The following is a 16798-nucleotide window of genomic DNA, read 5'->3' as shown; positions in this document are numbered from 1 at the left end:
GGCGCGGCGTTCCTACGCGATGTAGCCCGCCTGTCCCATGAAGGCGAGCGAGAGCGAGAAGACGGTGACGAGCACCGCGATGAGCATCTCGGCGTAGAGGACGCGCCGGCCCCAGCGGTACCAGGGCTCGCGCGCGGTGTCGGCGTCGGCGTCGATGTCGGCCATTCAGTCGTCACCCCCGGGGGCGGCCTCGGGTTCGGGGCCGAGCCAGCGTTCGCGCGAGCCGATGCCGTACTGCGCGAGCGAGCGGTCCGAGCGCATCACCCAGACGAAGAACAGGGTGAAGGGGACGAAGAGCGCGATGGCGACGAGCGCGTACCCGCTGTGGATGTTCGGCACCCAGCCGAACGCGAGCGGGTAGACGATGCCGCCGGCGGTCGAGACGCCGCCGACGAACCCCGCGGCGACGCCGGGACGCTCCTCGAACATCACGGGGACGATGGCGAAGACGCCGCCCGTCCCGAAGCTCACGCAGATGCCGAAGCCCGCGAGGATGACGACGGAGAGCGGGAGGACGCCGAGGTAGCCGGCGACGCTGAGCGCGCAGAGGGAGGCGATGATGAGACAGAGCGCGGTGAACAGCCAGTGGACCCGCGGGGCGTACCCCTGCTCGGCCGAGAGGAAGGGGTACGGCGTCCACCCCTTGCGCTGCCAGAGGTCGGACATGTATCCCGAGAACGGCCGGAAGAGCGACGCGTTGAACGACTGGACGGCGGCGAACGTCCCCGCGGCGGTCTGGATGGCCGCGACGCTCGTGAAGCCGAGGTCGCCGATGGCGTCCCCGAACCCGGTCGCGTAGTAGGTCGGGAGCCACGAGTTCATCGCGATTTCGAGGCCGAACGACATCGCGTACGCGAGCATGAGGCCGATGGCAGCGAAGCGCGTCCAGACGTAGAGCGTCGACTTGAGGTTCGAGTTCGCGCGCGCCGTCTCCGCGGTCGCGCGGTCCTTCGCGGCCTTCCCGCGCCACTTGTAGACGGCGGCGATGCCGAGCGCGACGATCCCGAGGTGGAGGAACGCCTGATCGAAGTTCGTCCCGTAGAGCCGCGGGAGGACGAGCGCGCCGACGCCCGCGCCGGCGTTCCCGGTGCCCGCGTAGATGCCCTCCGCGGTCCCGATCTCGTGGGACTCGAACCACTGCGAGACGTGCTGGATGCCGACGACGAAGCTGATGCCCGCGGAGGCGACGATCAGCCGCTCGACGAAGAGGACGTCGTAGTTCACGGCGAACGCGGAGGCGACGCTCATCAGCCCCGAGTAGGCGAGGATGAACGCGAAGATGTTGTGCGCGCCGAAGCGGTCGGCCGCCCACCCGGCGGCGACGCGCCCGGGCGGCGCGAGCCAGAGCGCGCTCGACGCGAGCAGCGCCAATCCACCGGTCGTGAGGGTGAACGCGCTCGAAATCGAGGTGCTGAACGCCGCCGTCGAGAACCACATCAGGAACGCCCAGAAGAACCCGACGGTGGCGATGAGCAGTTGCTCGGTCTTCTCTTGCACGCGCTAGTGCACCTCCGTGTCCCCCGGGTCGGTGACGTAGTAGGCGTCGTGCGCCTCGGGCGCCTCGGGGGTAGGCTCGGCGCCACACCGCGCCGTCGGGCCGGTGCGTGCGTCGTCGCCACCGCCGAGCGCCGCCTCGTCGACCGGGCGGTCGTCGCGGTCGCAGTCGCGGTCCGCGTCCGTGCCGCGAAGGACGTCGCGCGTCGCCGCCGCGCCGCGGTCGTCCCGCCGGCCGGCGCGCTCGCGTTCGGTCTCAGTCATCGCTCTCCACCCCCAGCGGGGTGCCGTCGGCGTCCGTCGGCGCGGGCCCGTCGCCCTCCGCGAAGGGGTACCACGCCTGCTTGGCGTCGGTGAGACACGGGTCGACGTAGTCCGTCTCCTCGGGCTCGGCGAGCTCCGCGATGGTCTCGTGACCCGTCGCCTCCACCCACTCGCGGAACGTCTGGCCGTCGTTGCGCATCTCGGCGTACGTCTCCACGATGTTCTTGAGGAGACCGGGCACCTCGTCGGCGGGGACGCGCTGGTGAACCCAGTCGATGAACGTCGGCTCCTGGCCGATGCCGCCGCCGACGCCGACGTCCATCGCCTCCACCATCTCGCCGTCCTTGCGCGCGCGCATCCCCTGGAGGCCGATGTCGGCGCTCATCGCCTGCCCGCAGTCCGCCGTACAGCCCGAGCAGTGAATCTTCAGCTGGCTGACGTCGTCCGGCACCTCGACGTTGCGCTGGAGCCAGCCGAGCGTCTCCGCCATCCGTGTCTTCGTCTCGGCGAGCGCGATGGAGCAGAACTCCGTGCCAGTACAGGCCATCCCGCCGCGCGTGAAGACGCTCGGGTTCGGCGAGTAGGTCTCCAGGAGGGGGGCGTCCAGCAGGTCGTCGACGCGCTCGTCCGGGACGTCCATCACGAGGGGGTTCTGCCGGCGCGAGAGCCGAATCTCGCCGCTCCCGTACTCGTCGGCGAGGTCCGCGAGCGCGAGCGCGTCGTCGGCGGGCATCCGGCCGACCGGCACGCTCAGACCGACGTAGCTCAGGTCCTCGGTCTGGTCGTGGACGCCGACGTGGTCGTGCTCGCCGTCGGCGTCCTCCCGCCCGGCGTTGTACGTGTACTCGCCGCGGAAGTCCGTGCCGGCGTGCAGCAACTCGAAGTCGAGGCGCTCGTCGAGCTCCTCGCGAATCGCCTCGGTCCCCCACTCGTCGACGAAGAACCGCGCCCGGTTCTTGTTCCGGTTCTGTCTGTTCCCCTCCTCGCAGTAGAGTTCGACGAACGCCCGGACGGTCTCGTAGGCGTGCTCGGGCGTGACGAAGAGGTCGAGGGAGCGCGCCTTCCGGGGTTCGCGCCCGCCGAGGCCGCCGCCGACGCGGACGTTGAAGCCCCTCACCTGCTCGGCCTCGACCGGCCGGTGGGCGGGTTCGAGCGCGACGTCGTTGATGGAGTCCTGCGCGCACCCCTGCTTGCAGCCCGTCACGGAGATGTTGAACTTCCGCGGGAGGTTCGCGAGGTCGTCGTCGCCCCGGATACCCGCCTCGATCTCGTCGAGGAGCTCGCGCGACGGGACGTACTCGGCGGCGCTCTTGCCGGCGACGGGACACCCCGAGATGTTCCGCATCGTGTCGCCGCCCGCGGAGCGACTGGAGACGCCGACGGCCTCCAGTTTCTCCCAGATTTCGGGGATGTCCGCCAGTTTCAGCCAGTGGAGTTGGATCGACTGACGCGTCGTGTAGTCCACCCAGCCGTTCCCCCACCGGGGGTTCTCCGCGGGGCCCCGGGCGTACTCGTCCGCGACCTCCGCGATGGCGCGCAGCTGGTCGGGTTCGAGGACGCCCCCGCAGTTGTTCAACCGCATCATGAAGTAGCTCTCCTGGCCGTCGCGCTGGTGGAACACCCCCCAGAACTTGAAGCGCGTGAACCACTCCTCGCGCTCGTCCTCGGGAATCGACTCCCAGCCCGACTCGGCGAACTCCTCTATCTTCTCCCGCACCGCGTCACCGTACATCTCCGCCTTGACGTCTTCCTTCTTGTTTGCCATCGTTTGCTGAATATGACCACTTCGTCTCGGTGGAAGTGGACGTGTTTGGACTGCGTTCGATTACCGTGTGACGACTCGGAAGCCAAAAGCCTTGTGAGCGAATTACATCAATACCCTAAATGAGACTAAGGACGTCAACCGTATCGCGCATTACGATGCCCAACCAAAATGCAAAATCGTCGGATGCTCGTCACTCGTCACGTTTTGATGTGGCCGAGAGGGCTCGGGGTGGGGCCGTCGAGCCCCGGCGGTCGCTTGGGCGTCGCGTCAGTCGGAGGCCTCGCCCGTCGACCTCGTCGCGCTCGTCTCGGGGACGTCCGCGCCGTCCGTCCGCGGGACGAGGCGGGCCGCGCACTGCTTGTAGTTCGGCTCCGCGGAGCGCGGGTCGACCGCGGGGAGCGTGAGGCGGTTCGTCGCGGGGTGGTGGATGGAGAGCCAGAGGACGCCGGACGGGACCGCGGGGTCGGCCGCGACGACCGCCGCCACCGACCCGCGTCTGGTCTCGACGGTCACGCGGTCGCCGTCCGCGGCGTCCGCGGGGTTCGCCCGGACCGTCGGCACCGCCGTCTCGCCGCCGCGCGAGCGGACGCCCGTGTTGTAGCCGTCGCTCTCCCGGCCGGTCGTGAGCGTCAGGGGGTACGACTCGCTCGTCGGCTCCGGGAGGTCGTCGTCGGGCGCGCCCGTCGAGAAGCGCGCGTCCCCGCTCTGCGTCTCGAACGCCCAGCCGTCGCCGTCGCGGTAGCGGTAGGCGACCGACGTCTCCGCGTCCGGGGCGGGCCAACGCACCGCGCCCGCGTCGTCGAGGCGGTCGTAGGAGAGCCCGGAGCAATCCGCGGGCGTGCCGGCCGTCAGCGCGGTCATCTCGTCGAAGACGGCCGCCGGCTCGGGGTGACGCTCGAACGTCCCCGGCCGGACGCCGTTGGCGACCGCCGCGATGATGTCGAGGTCCGTCCGCACGCCCGCCGGGAGGTCCGTGACGGCGCGCACGCGCGAGACCGTCCGCTCCATGTTCGTCGTCGTCCCCTCGCTCTCGCCCCACGTCGCCGCGGGGAGGACGACGTCCGCGTGCTCGACCGTCTCCGTGTGGAAGGCGTCCTGCGCGACGAGGAAGACGTCGTCGAGTCGCTCGGCGGCGTCCGCGGCGTCCGGCATCCCCGCGGCGGGGTTCGTCGCCACCGTCCACAGCACCTCGATGTCGTCGCCGACGGCCTCGAACATCCCGACGGGGCCCGGCCCGGTGTCGTCCGGGAGGCGCGCGACGTCGACCCCCCACGCCTCGGCGACGCGCGCGCGGGCGTCCAGGTCGTCGTAGTCGCACATCCCCGGCCACCCGCCCTTCGACGAGCAGACCCGCGTCCCCATCGAGTTCGCCTGCCCCGTGAGCGAGAAGGGGCCGGTCCCCTCCCCGAGGTTCCCCGTGGCGAGACAGAGGTCTATCAGCGCGCCCGCGGTCGCCGTCCCGCGCGTGCTCTGATTGACGCCCATCCCCCAGTAGAGGAGCGTCCGCGCGTCGAGGGCCGACGCGAGCGCCTCGACGTCGGCGCGCTCGACGCCCGCCGCCTCGCAGGCGGCCTCGGCGTCCGGGAGGTCGGCGCACGCGTCGTCGAACCCCTCGGTGTGGGCCTCGACGAACGCCTCGTCCACCCGACCCGTCTCGACGACGTGCGCGAGCACGGCGCGGGCGAGCGTCAGGTCCGCCCCCGGCTCCGGTTGGACGTGGACGTCGGCGGCCTCGGCGCTCTCCGTCTCGACGGGGTCGACCACGACGAGCTCGCCGTCGCGCGCGCTGTCCGTCACCCACCGGAAGAGCACGGGGTGCGCGACGGCCGGATTCGCCCCCCAGACGACGTGGCTCTCCGCCTTGGGGACGTCCTCGTAGCTACACGGCGGCGCGTCGCTCCCGAACGCGTCGTAGTAGGCGTTCACGGCCGAGGCCATGCAGAGCGTCGTGTTCGCGTCGTAGTGTCGCGTCCCGAGCGCGCCGCGCGCGGCCTTTCCGAGCGCGTACGCCGCCTCGTTCGTCTGCTGGCCGCTCCCGAGCACCCCGACGGCGTCGGGGTCGCGCTCGTGTGCCACCCGCATCGCCTCCGTCACCTTCCCGAGCGCGACGTCCCACGTCGTCGGGACGAGTTCGCCGTCGCGCCGGACGAGCGGCCGCGAGAGGAACGTCGCCGCCGGGTCCGCCGTCTCGCTCACGCCGCGCTGGCAGGCGAGCCCCCGGTTCGTCGGATGCGACGCGTCGCCGCGCACGGAGTCGACGCCGTTGCCGAGGTCCGCGCCGCGCTGGAGGTGTCCACACCCGACCGCACACCGCATACACGTCGTCGGCACCCACCCGGTCATCGCTGCACCCCGGTATCCGGAACACCACCGGCCAGTTTACCCCTCGATTCGATGACGACTGTACTGTTTCGCATTTATCGACGCATAGTGTTTCCACCACAAGAAACTACGCGTTGATGAACGTCCAATTCTGTCGGCAGAGCCGTGGTCGTCGTCACCGCGTCGCCGTCGCGGGCGTCAGAAGGAGAGTATCGTCGGCCCGCGCGCCACCGCCTCGACGGATTCGTCGTCCGCGATGGCGGGGACGTGGACCAGGGCGGCGGTACCGCCGGTTTCGGCGTCCCGCGCCTCTATCTGGAACGAGCCGCCGTAGCGCGTGACGATCCAGTCGACGACCCAGAGGCCGAGCCCGGAGGCGTGTTCGAGCGCCGTCTCGCGGCCGGTGGCGATGACCTCGGCCTCCATCTCGTCGATTCCCGGTCCGTCGTCCGCGACGACGAGTTCGAGCCACTCGCCCGCATCCTCGACCGTCACCGACACCGACGGCGTCTCGCCGGCGTGTTTCAGCGCGTTCTCGACGAGCTCGGAAACCGCCCGCCGGAGCTCGGGACCGGCGCAGAACGAGCGGTCGGTCCGCACGGACACCTCGACGTCCGCGTCCGGGTACGCCCCCCGGTGGTCGGCGACGGCGTCCGCGACGACCTCGTCGGGGGCCAGTCGTCGCGGGTCTCGCTCGCGGCTGGCGTGGCGTTCGAGCTCCGCCGCGTGGTCGCTCAATCCGACGAGCTCCTGGGAGATGCGCCGGATACGCTCGCTCAGCGCGTCGCGCTCGCTGGCGTCCGCGTCGGTCAGCAGGTCGGCCTGCCCGAGCAGGACCGTCATCTCGTTGCGGAGGTTGTGCCGGAGGACGCGGTTGAGGAGTCGAACGAGCTGTTCGGTGCGCTTGCGGTCGGTCACGTCCGTCTGGAAGCCGAGGTAGTGCGTGAGCTCGCCCGCGTCGTCGAAGACCGGGTCGAGACGGACGCGGTTCCAGAACGGCATCCCGTTGCGCCGGTAGTTGACGAGGTCGAGGGAGACGGACTCCTCGTGCGTTATGGCCTCGCGGAGCCGCCGGACCGCGTCGTCGTCGGTGCGTTCGCCCTGGAGGAGCCGACAGTTGCGCCCGAGGAGTTCCGACTCGTCGTACCCCGTTATCTCCTCGAACCCCGCGTTGACGTAGACGAGCGGCGTGTCGGGCTGGTTCGGGTCGGCGATGGAGATACCGACGTTGGCCCCGTCTATCGCCCGGGTCTTCATCCGGAGCTCGCGTTCGCGTTCCTTGCGTGCGGTGACGTCGCGGCCGACGCCCTGCGCGCCGACCACCTCGTCGCCCTCGCGTATCGGCGTGGCGTTCACCTCGATGACGACGACGTCGTCGTCGGCGTCGATGAACTCCAATTCGAGGTTCTCGACCGGCTCGCCGGCGAACAGCCGCCCGTACGCCGCGAGCGCGTCCTCGACGGACTCGTCGGTCATCACGGTCGCGAACGACTCGCCGGTCAGCTCCGAGGGCTCGTAGCCGAGGACGCGCTCGACGGCCGCGGAGACGTACGTGAAGCGCGCGTCCGCGTCGACGCGAAAGAGGATGTCGAAGCTGTTCTCCGCGATACCCTCGAAGAGCCGCTTCTCGCGTTCGAGGCGACCGCTCTGCTGGCGGCGTTCGAGCTCGCCGCCGAGGAGGCGACCGAGGAGCTCGACGAACAGCTCGTCGGCCTCGGTGAACGCGCGTTCGCGGGGTTCGGGGTCGGCGAAGCAGACGGTCCCGTAGCGTTCGTCGGAGACGGTGACGCTCACGCCGATGTAGGTCCCGAACGTGCTCGCCCCGACCGTGGGCCGCTCGGTCGAGGTGACGGCCGCGTCCTGCACCGTGAGCGCTCCCTCGGCGTCGAGCGTCCGGCGGCAGTACGCCTCCTCGAGCGGGAGCGTCGCCCCCGAGCGCACGACGTCCGTGTCGCCGACGGCGTGGACGATTTCCAGCTCGTCCCCGTCGATCCGCGCGAAGTAGCCGACCGGGAGGTCGAGGTGCGCTGCGCCGATCTCCAGCGCGCGCCGGATTTCGGTTTCGACGTCTTGGTCGGTCCCGGTGAAGAGTCGATAGAGACGCTCCCGGGGCGCGTCGACGGGCATCGTCCGGCCGTTCTCGGCGCACGGGCTTAAGTCGGCTGACTACCGATTCCGCTCGACCCGTGACATAGGCACAAGATTTTTCACCATCGTTTGACGAGAACGAACGAGAGCCAGCACGGGCGGATACGGTGAGACTCCGGGTGTCCGCGGTCGGACACCGGGCCGTGCACCACACGTGTTACCCATCGAGGGTCGAGGGCCCCACCACCGCTCGACCCTCACCGCGCCACCCGCCGAGCGACGGCCATCGGCGGACGGCGCGCCCGACCGTCACGTCGTGCCAATCCCGCGCGCTTTATTACTTGGAAGTAAAACGGAGTGGTATGCCGATATCCGACGAGCAGTTCGCGCAGTACCAACGCGAGGGGTACGTCGTCGCCGACGGGCTCCTCGACGAGGAAACGGTCGAGCGCGTCCGCGAGCGACTCCGCGCGTACGTCACGGGCGAGCGGGAAGCCGGGGCGTTCGAGCGGATGCTCGAACCCGCCGCCGAATCGGGCGACGCGACGTTCGAGCGCGCCGGCGACCCCGTGCGGAAGTTCGAGGGCGTCGGGATGGTCCGGGAGGACGACGTCTTCGCCGACCTCGCGCACCACGACGGTATCCTCGACGTCGTCGAGCGCCTGCAGGGCCCGAACCTCTCCCTGCTTCGCAGCGCCGCGATGCTGAAGCCGCCGGGGATCGGCAGCGAGAAGAAGTTCCACCAGGACGCCGCCTACTACCCGATTCGGCCGATGGACCACGTCACGGTCTGGGTCGCGCTCGACGACGCCACCCGCACAAACGGCTGTATGCGCGTCGTCCCGGGCGCGCACACGGACGGGCTGCTCGGCCACGAGGCCGTCGAGTACGACACGGACATCGCCATCGGCGAACGCGACTACGACGTCTCGGACACCGTCGCGCTCCCGATGGACGCCGGGGACGTCCTCTTCCAGCACTGCCTGTTGCCCCACTACACGGCCCCGAACGAGAGCGACGACTGGCGGCGCGCGTTCATCCTCGCGTACATGCGCTCGCGCTCGCGCTTCACGGACGACGACCCGCCCGCGTGGGTCGACAGCCTCGACGTCGCCGGCGAGCGCTTCCCGGGGTGCGTCTGAATGGGCGACCGACACGGTATCGCGGACGTCTCGCTCGGGAACGCGAGCGACTACCTCGACGAGATGGGGCCCTCGTGGGTCGCGGGCGCGATTGCGGCGGGCCCGGCGTCGCTGGCGAGCCTCATCACCGCGGGCGCGAGCTACGACTACGCGCTCCTCTGGGTCGTCGTCCTCTCGGCGCTCGCGGGCGCGCTCTCCCAGTATCTGGCGATGCGCCTCGGCCTCCTTACGGAGCGCGGCATCGTCGGCGTCGTCGAGGACCACCTCGGCGAGACCTGGGCGTGGATACTCGTCGCGGACGTCGTCATCGCCTCCGGCGTCGCCCAGCTCGTCATCATGAAGACGGTCGCGGGCGTCTCCGCGACCATCACGGGCCTCCCCGCGACCGCGTGGGGCGTCGTCTGGGCGCTCGTCCTCGCGCTCGGCCTCGCCGGCCGGGGGTATCGCTTCCTCGAACTCGCGGCGAAGGGCCTCGTCGCGTTCGTCGTCGTCGCGTTCGTCGCGTCGCTCGCCGTCGTCCCCATCGACGCGGGCGCGGCCGCCGCCGGCCTCGTCCCGTCGCTGCCCGCGAACAGCGCGCTCGTCGCCGCCGGCATCCTCGGCGGTGCCGTCCACATCACGCTCGTCACGATGCACTCCTACACGATGCGCGCCCGCGGGTGGACGAGCGACGACTACGGCCTCGCCACCTTCGACGTCGGCGTCTCGATGCTCGGCGCGTTCGGCGTCTTCAGCGTCGCCACCTTCCTCGTCGCCGCGAGCGTCCTCTCCGACCCGAGCCTCGGCACCATCGGGGCCGCCCAAGCCCTCGGGCCGCTCGTCGGCGCGAACGCCCAGTGGCTCTTCCTCCTCGGCCTCGGCGGGGCCGCCGTCTCGACCCTCGGCGCGAACACCATCGTCCCGCCGTTCGTGGTCGCTGACAAACTCGGCTGGGGGACGGACGTCGGCGACCCGCGCTATCGCGGTCTCCTCGCCGCCGTCGCGTTGCTCTCCGCGCCCGGCGCCTTCATCGGCGGGCAGGTCCTGGGCCAGCTCGTCCTCGTGCTCGCGCTCGGCACCGTCGGCACGCCGTTCGCCATCGCGGTCGTCCTCTACCTTCTCAACTCGGGGGCCGTCCCCGAGGCGAACTCGACGCTCGCCAACCTCGGCGGCCTCGCCCTCCTCGCCGTCACGGGGACGCTCGCCGCGAACTTCGTCGCCAGCCTCTTCGCGGGCGGCCTCGCGCCGCTCGCCGCCGTCGTCCTCGTCTTCGCCGTCCTCGTCGCGCTCGCCACGCTCGGCTTGCTCGTTGCGTTCGTCCGCGACGGGAACGCGGGCGCGAGCGTCTGAGGGATCACTCGACGGTGATCGCCGACGCGTTCGCCATCCCGTTTGCCGACGCGTTCGTCGTCCCGTTCGCGCTCGCCTCCGACCCGAGACGGACGAACGCCACGTCGGTGTCGTCGCCCGTCGTTGCCTCGACGCGGTAGACGCCGGGCGGCACGCCGTCGAGGTCGAACGCCGCGGACCACTCGCCGTCCCACCCCCACGAGTCGGCCGTCGCCAGCCGCGTCGTCGTCCCGTTCGTCGCGCGAAGCGAGAGCAACACCGCCGTTTCGTCCGGCTGTCGGTTCGTCACACCGCGGACGACGAGGGAGGCGTTCGTCGCCGTATCATTCGTCGTCACGGTACCGTTCGTCGCCGTGGCGTTGACCGCGACACCGTCGATCCCCACGGACTCGGTGGGGCCGTTCGCGGGGATCGCGGCGCTCGCAGCCGGTGCGAAGGCGCAGGACGCGAGCACGCAGAGGGCGAGCGTCGCGGCGATCCGCGCGGATCGTCCGTTCGTCGGCGTCGACATCGATCACCCGTTGGGACCGCGGTAGCGTAAGCGTCCCGCTAGAGCGACACCCACTCGCGGCGCTCGTCGCTCCGCTGGATCGCGTCGACGACGCGCTGGACGTCCCGGCCGGTGTCGAAGCCCGGGTCGTAGTCCTCGCCGTCGGCCGCGGCGCGGAGGAAGGCCGCGTTCTCGTGGACGAACGTGTGCTCCCAGCCGATGGTGTGGCCGGGCGGCCACCAGTGTTCGACGTAGGGGTCCTCGGGGTCGGTGACGAGCACCGTCTCGAACCCGCGGTCGTCGCCGCGGAGCACGTCGAGTTCGTTGAGCCGTTCGAGGTCGAAGCGAACCGCGCCCTCGGTCCCCTCGACCTCGATTGCGTTCGTGTTCTTGTGGCCGGTGGCACAGCGCGTCGCCTCGAACGTTGCCGTCGCGCCGTTCGCGAGCTCCGCCTGCGCGCTGAACGCGTCGTCGACCGTGACGGGCCGGGACGTACCGTCGTCGTCCGGGCGCTCGTCGACGAACGTCGTCCGGTGGCCGCTGACGGCCGTCACGTCGTCCACGAGGAACTGGACGAGGTCGATGCTGTGCGCGCCGAGGTCGCCGAGCGCGCCCGTCCCCGCGCTCTCGGCGTCGAGCCGCCACGACCACGGTGCGTCCGGGTCGACCAGCCAGTCCTGGAGGTAGCGCGCGCGGACGTGCCGAACGTCGCCGAGGACGCCGTCGGCGATCAGCCGCCGGGCGTACTCGATGGCGGGGACGTAACGGTAGTTGAACCCCGTCGCGGCGACGGCGTCGCTCTCCGCCGCGGCGTCGGCCATCCGCTCCGCGCCGTCGAGCGTCGGCGCGAGCGGCTTCTCGCAGAGGACGTGGACGCCGGCTTCGAGCGCGTGAATCGACGGCTCGACGTGGACGTCGTTCGGTCCGAGGTCGTAGAAGACGTCGACGCGCTCGATGGCGTCGCGCCAGTCGGTCTCGACGTCCGCGAAGCCGAAGCGGTCCGCGGCCTCGCGCGCCGCCTCGGCGTCGCGCCCGCAGAGGACGTCGAGCGAGACGTCGGGCGCGTCCGGGAAGAACAGCGGGAGCCGCCCGAGCGCGTTCGCGTGCGCCTTCCCCATGAAGCCGTAGCCGAGGACGCCGACCGAGAGCGTGTCGGTGCTCATACGTCTCCCCACCGGGCGGGGGAGCCTCAAGGTGGCGAACGCGCGCACCGAACGCGGGGCGAACGCGGAGAGCGTCGAAAACGCCGAGCGAACACGGAGAACGCGCATCGACCGCCGCGACCGCCACGTATTCCGAACGCGAGGCCGAAGCGACGCGTATGTCCACGGAGATGACGGCACACCGCATCGAAGCGTACGGCGACGCGGACGCCTTCGAGGCCGAGACGGTCCCCGTCCCCGAACCCGACCCCGGCGAGATTCGCGTCGAGGTCGCGGCCTCCAGCGTCAACCCCGTCGATTACAAGATACGCCGGGGCGACATCCCGGACTTCGCGCCCGAACTCCCCGCGACGCTCGGCTGCGACGTCTCCGGCGTCGTGGACGCGGTCGGCGAGGACGTGGAGGCGTTCGACGTCGGCGACGAGGTGTACGGGATGCCGGGCGGCGCGGGTCGACAGGGGACGCTCGCGGACTACGTCGTCGGCCACGCGGGGACGTTCGCGCACGCGCCGTCGTCGATTCCGCTCGCGGACGCCGCCGCGCTCCCCGTCGTCGCCCTGACCGCGTGGGAGATGCTGACCGACAAGGCCGACGCCGGCCTCGGCGACGAGGTGCTCGTCTACGGCGCGAGCGGCGGCGTCGGACACGTCGGCGTCCAGCTCGCCGACTGGCTCGGCTGCGAGGTGACGGCGACCGGCTCGACCGCGGCGAAACGCGACTTCGCGGCGACGCTCGGCGCGGACGCCACCGTCGACTACACAACGACTGACGTCGAGTCGTACACCGCCGAGCACGCGAGCGGCGGCGGCTTCGACGTCGTCTTCGACCCCGTCGGCGACGACCACCTCGCAACCGCCTTCGAGGCCGTGCGCCCCTACGGCGCGGTCGTAACGACGGAGTCCAGCGCCGCCGAATCGCTCTCGCTCGCGCCGATGCACGCGAAGTCGCTCGAACTCGGCGTCGTGCTCGTCATCCTCCCCGTCCTCCTCGGTGACGGGCAAGAGCGCATCGGCGAGGAGCTCGCGGACATCGCGGCGCTCGTCGACGACGGCGCGCTCGCGCCGCACATCCACGAGCGCTTCGCGTTCGACGACGTCGCGGAAGCGCACCGTCGCGCCGAAGCGGGGGACTTCCGCGGAAAGCTCCTTCTCGTGAACGAGTAGCGACCCCACACCGGTCCGTCCGCAGTATCACGGTCCGAAAACCGGTGTCGCGTGCGGATACGGCCCCTCGGTTAGCGGCGGACGCGACGGCTCAGCTCGCCCTCAGCGCCGCCGCCGCCAGCGACGTCCGAGGCGTTGGGCCGTCGGGAGGTGCCAGTCGAGCGAGACGGCGAGGAGCCGCGTGCAGACGGTGACGCCGGCGCAGACCGCGGCCGCGGGGCCGGGGTGGCCGCCGATGCCCGCGGTCAGCCAGTACGCGAGGCCGCCGAGGAGCGCGCAGCTCGCGTAGAAGTCGTCGAAGAGGACGAACGGCTGGCGGCCGAGGAGGATGTCGGCGAGCGCGCCGCCGCCGACGGCGTTGATCGTGGCGACGGCGACGACGCCGAACCCCGAGACGCCCGCGTTCGTGGCGACGATTGCGCCCGTGGTGGCGAACGCCGCGAGGCCGACGCCGTCCGCGGCGAGCGTCGCGGGGTGTTCGTCGGCGGCGTCGAGCGCGACGTGCGCGCAGACGGCGAGCGCGACGCCGACCAGCGCGAGCGATATCTCGCCGAACGACCGGAGGACGAGCGGGACGCGCCCGACGAGGACGTCGCGGGTCGCCCCGCCGGCGAAGGCCGTGGCGAGGCCGACGACCGTGACGCCGAAGAGGTCGAACTGTTCGCGGATGGCCTTCGTCGCGCCGACGAGCGCGAACGCGACGAGGCCGACGGCGTTCATCACGGCGAAGGGGCGGACGGGCAGGGCGGCGAGGACGTCCGGCAGCACGCCCGGAGGGTGCGGGCGCGCGGTATTGAGCCCACCGCTCCGCGCTCGCCGTCGCGGACCTCAGTCACGCCCGCCGAGGACGTGGCTGGCCCGCCGGTCTCACTCCGTCGTCTCGGCGACGGCGCGGACCGGCGCGCCGTCCGCGTCGACCTTCAGGGGGTACGCCCGGAACGCGAAGCGCTCGCCGAGGGCGCCGAGGTTCGTGAGGTTCTCGAAGACGAGGCGGCCCGCGCCGAGCAGGCGCTCGTGGGCGGGGACGCCGGTCGGCTCCGCGGGGTCGGCGTTCGCCGTCGGCGTCGGGTCCGGACCGAAGGTGTCGAGGGCGAGGTGGTAGTCGTGCTCGACGCACCACGACGCGGCGGCGGCCGTGAGGTACGGGTGGTCGGCGTACGCGGGCGTCCCCCACCGCTTTGCCCACCCCGTGTCGACGACGAGGAGGTCGGCGTCGTCCGGGTCGGGGAAGCGCTCGGGACCGATGGGTTCGCGGGCGTCGGCGTCGAGCGAGACGCGCCGCGCGTCGAGGCGGAAGTCCGCGAGGTCGTACGCGCCGAGCGTCGCGCCCTCGGGGTCGACGTGGCGCGGCGCGTCGACGTGCGTGCCCGCGTGCGTCCCGAGCGAGAGCGCCGAGACCCGATAGCCGTCGTCGTCGTGCGTCGCCGCGGGGGTGACCGATACCGCGGGGTCGCCCGGGTAGACCGGCGTCTCCGCCGTGAGGTCGTGCGTGAGGTCGGTGAGCGTCGTCGCGTCGGTTCCTCGCTCCGCGCCGTCGGCGAGCACGCGGGCGGCGAGCGCGTCCACGGCCGCGTCGTCGGGCGCCGGGACGCGTTCGAGCTCGGGGCCGGCGTAGTCGCTCGCGCCGGGGTCGCCGACGACGACCTTCGGGAGCGCCGACCCGGAGAACCCCTCGACGAGCACGACGTCGACGTCGTCGCCGAACTCGGCGAGCGCGCGGTCGAGCGCCGCGTCCGGCCCGCCGTCGGCCTTCCCGACGGGGCGGAACGACGCCGTGAGGTCCGGCGTGACGCCGACGACGCGCGCCGCGCCCGCGCTCCGGTGGCGGTGGGTGTCCTTCCCGGGGTCGTCGAGTTCGACCGCGTGGTGGATGCCCTTCACCGTGCCGACGGTCGCGCCCGCACGCTCCAGCGCCGCGACGAGGCGCTCGACGAGCGTGGTCTTCCCCGCGTCGCTCTCGCCGACGATGCTCACGACCTTCATACGTCGCCTACGCCGCGCCGACAGGTAAGGCGTTCGTCACGCGTGACGGCGCGGGGGGCGCGGACCGCGCACCGCGGACTACCTCGTCGGGCGCACCGTACCCGCCATCGCCAACCACCGCGCGTGCCGCTCAGTCTCAATCGGCCGACTCGGCGTGTTCCGCGTAGCCGGCGAGGCCCTCGGTGACGACGGCACGATAGCGCTCGACGTCGATGTCGGTCGCGACCGCGGTGTTCGGCGGTTCGTCGTAGATCCCGTGCTGGTCGCAGACGACGGAGCCGTGCGAGGGGCCGCCGGTGGTGTCGATTTCGCAGTAGTAGTCCGCGAAGTCGAGCGTGTCGGGGTCGGCGAGGTCCGCGAGGACGGCGGCGTCGTGTATCGACGGGCCGCTCTCGCGGACGTCGAGGGCGTCCGCGGGGTAGCGCAGCCACTCGGCGACCGTCCCGAGGACGCCACCGCGTTCCTCGTACGACTCGATGCGCTCGTAGGGGACGGTCGCGTCGTTCGTCACGTCGAGACCGACCATCCGGGCGGCGGCGTCCTGCACGACGCGGCTCGCGGCCGCGGGGTCGTTGTGGAAGTTCGCCTCGGCGACCGGCGTCACGTTCCCGGCGGCGAGCGCCGCCCCGCCCATCACGTAGACCTCGTCGACCATCTCGGGGAGGTCGGGCTCCATCGCGAGCGCGAGCGCGAGGTTCGTGAGCGGGCCGACCGCCGCAATCGTCAGGTCGTCGCCGTGCTCGCGGGCGTACCGAACGATGGCGTCCGCGGCGTGCTCGTCGCCGACGTCGCCGCCCGGGTACGGGAGGTCGCCGCGAATCCCGCCCTCGCCGTGGACCCACTCCGCCGTCGTCAGCTCGTCGACGAGCGGCCGGGCGCACCCGCGGGCGACCGGGACGTCGTACCCGCCGAGTTCGAGAATCGCGCGGGCGTTGCGCGTCGTGTTCTCGACGGTCGTGTTCCCGCAGACCGTCGTGAGGCCGACGACGTCGATGGCGTCGTGACCGAGCGCGGCCGCGAGCATCACCGCGTCGTCGCAGCCGGGGTCGGTGTCGAAGAGCACCTTCCGTGCCATACCGTGTGGGGCGTGCGGAGCGCCAAGAGCGTGCCGGCGTCGCGGCCGCGGCCGCGATGCGGCGTCGGCCGCCGGCCCTCAGGCGAGCGGGCCGACGTCGTCGACGGGCGTCACGGAGTAATCGACGGTGAGCGTGTCCTTCGTCGCGCGTATCTTCCCGACGAACGTCGAGATGGTGTCGAGGCGGCCCTCGAGGATGAACAGCTCCATGCAGTGGTGGTCGCCGACGTGGCTGTGGAAGTTCGCGGCGACGATGTCCTCGTTCTCGTGGCGCAGGTGCATCATCTTCTCCTCGACGTTCGTCGTCTCGTAGTCGAAGAGGACGGTGACGACGGCCATCAGGTCGCGGTCCTCCAGGCGTTTGTCCTCGAACTCGCCGAGGAGGTTGCGCGCGGCCTCGCGGACGACCTCCGAGCGGCCCGTGTAGCCGTGTTCGTCCGCGAACTCGTCGATGCGGTCGGCGAGTTCGTCCGGCATCGAGATGGAAACGACGGTCATGGTTAGTAACTCAGACGCCATC

Annotated in this window: 15 protein-coding genes; 3 read left to right on the top strand and 12 right to left on the bottom strand. The window is 71.5% G+C overall.

All coding sequences use genetic code 11. The annotated features are described in order from the left end of the window. Positions 1-12: 12 nt before the first annotated feature. From IEX84_RS03985 to IEX84_RS03960, 6 genes are all read right to left on the bottom strand, one after another. Positions 13-165: a hypothetical protein gene (locus tag IEX84_RS03985; RefSeq protein WP_188870933.1), complete on the bottom strand. Its 153-nt coding sequence runs from the start codon at positions 163-165 to the stop codon at positions 13-15. Continuing rightward, positions 166-1497: an MFS transporter gene (locus tag IEX84_RS03980; RefSeq protein WP_188870069.1), complete on the bottom strand. Its 1332-nt coding sequence runs from the start codon at positions 1495-1497 to the stop codon at positions 166-168. A gap of 3 nt (positions 1498-1500) precedes the next feature. Then, the gene (locus IEX84_RS03975; protein ID WP_188870067.1) at positions 1501-1758 is read right to left on the bottom strand and encodes a hypothetical protein; all 258 of its coding nucleotides are present in this window, start codon (positions 1756-1758) and stop codon (positions 1501-1503) included. Then, positions 1751-3523 carry a nitrite/sulfite reductase gene (locus IEX84_RS03970; RefSeq protein ID WP_188870065.1) on the bottom strand — a complete coding sequence of 591 codons (1773 nt, stop codon included), beginning with the start codon at positions 3521-3523 and terminating at the stop codon, positions 1751-1753. The genes IEX84_RS03975 and IEX84_RS03970 overlap by 8 nt, the downstream gene beginning before the upstream one ends. Positions 3524-3790: 267 nt before the next feature. Next, the gene (gene nasA / locus IEX84_RS03965; RefSeq protein WP_188870063.1) at positions 3791-5866 is read right to left on the bottom strand and encodes an assimilatory nitrate reductase NasA; all 2076 of its coding nucleotides are present in this window, start codon (positions 5864-5866) and stop codon (positions 3791-3793) included. Between the two features lie 177 nt (positions 5867-6043). Beyond that, positions 6044-7972, bottom strand: coding sequence for a PAS domain S-box protein (locus IEX84_RS03960; protein WP_188870061.1), 1929 nt, complete (start codon positions 7970-7972; stop codon positions 6044-6046). Between the two features lie 323 nt (positions 7973-8295). Here IEX84_RS03960 and IEX84_RS03955 point away from each other — a divergent pair, with 323 nt between their 5' ends. Beyond that, entirely contained in the window at positions 8296-9075 is a 780-nt protein-coding gene (locus IEX84_RS03955) for a phytanoyl-CoA dioxygenase family protein (RefSeq protein ID WP_188870059.1), read from the top strand. Next, positions 9076-10404, top strand: coding sequence for a divalent metal cation transporter (locus IEX84_RS03950; RefSeq protein WP_188870057.1), 1329 nt, complete (start codon positions 9076-9078; stop codon positions 10402-10404). 4 nt (positions 10405-10408) lie between these two features. Here the strand turns inward: IEX84_RS03950 and IEX84_RS03945 are convergent, their stop codons facing one another. Beyond that, positions 10409-10915 carry a hypothetical protein gene (locus IEX84_RS03945; protein ID WP_188870055.1) on the bottom strand — a complete coding sequence of 169 codons (507 nt, stop codon included), beginning with the start codon at positions 10913-10915 and terminating at the stop codon, positions 10409-10411. Between the two features lie 38 nt (positions 10916-10953). Further along, the gene (locus tag IEX84_RS03940) at positions 10954-12057 is read right to left on the bottom strand and encodes a Gfo/Idh/MocA family protein (RefSeq protein WP_188870053.1); all 1104 of its coding nucleotides are present in this window, start codon (positions 12055-12057) and stop codon (positions 10954-10956) included. A gap of 158 nt (positions 12058-12215) precedes the next feature. Between IEX84_RS03940 and IEX84_RS03935 the strand changes: the two genes are divergently transcribed. Then, positions 12216-13220 carry a zinc-binding dehydrogenase gene (locus IEX84_RS03935; RefSeq protein ID WP_188870051.1) on the top strand — a complete coding sequence of 335 codons (1005 nt, stop codon included), beginning with the start codon at positions 12216-12218 and terminating at the stop codon, positions 13218-13220. 102 nt (positions 13221-13322) lie between these two features. On the opposite strand, the gene IEX84_RS03930 is transcribed toward IEX84_RS03935, so the two are convergent. The 4 genes from IEX84_RS03930 to IEX84_RS03915 form a co-directional block, all read right to left on the bottom strand. Further along, a complete protein-coding gene (locus IEX84_RS03930) occupies positions 13323-13940 on the bottom strand; it encodes a trimeric intracellular cation channel family protein (RefSeq protein ID WP_188870898.1) in 618 nt (205 codons plus the stop codon). Positions 13941-14087: 147 nt separating this feature from the next. Then, positions 14088-15203 (bottom strand): molybdopterin-guanine dinucleotide biosynthesis protein B, encoded by a 1116-nt coding sequence (gene mobB, locus IEX84_RS03925; RefSeq protein WP_188870049.1) that lies wholly within the window; start codon positions 15201-15203, stop codon positions 14088-14090. A gap of 136 nt (positions 15204-15339) precedes the next feature. Further along, positions 15340-16278: a nucleoside hydrolase gene (locus tag IEX84_RS03920; RefSeq protein ID WP_188870047.1), complete on the bottom strand. Its 939-nt coding sequence runs from the start codon at positions 16276-16278 to the stop codon at positions 15340-15342. Positions 16279-16356: 78 nt separating this feature from the next. Continuing rightward, positions 16357-16776, bottom strand: coding sequence for a CopG family ribbon-helix-helix protein (locus tag IEX84_RS03915; protein ID WP_188870045.1), 420 nt, complete (start codon positions 16774-16776; stop codon positions 16357-16359). Positions 16777-16798 lie beyond the last annotated feature (22 nt).

It is taken from the genome of Halarchaeum rubridurum, assembly GCF_014647115.1.
Taxonomy (GTDB): domain Archaea; phylum Halobacteriota; class Halobacteria; order Halobacteriales; family Halobacteriaceae; genus Halarchaeum; species Halarchaeum rubridurum.
This window is presented reverse-complemented; position numbering and strand designations above follow the sequence as displayed.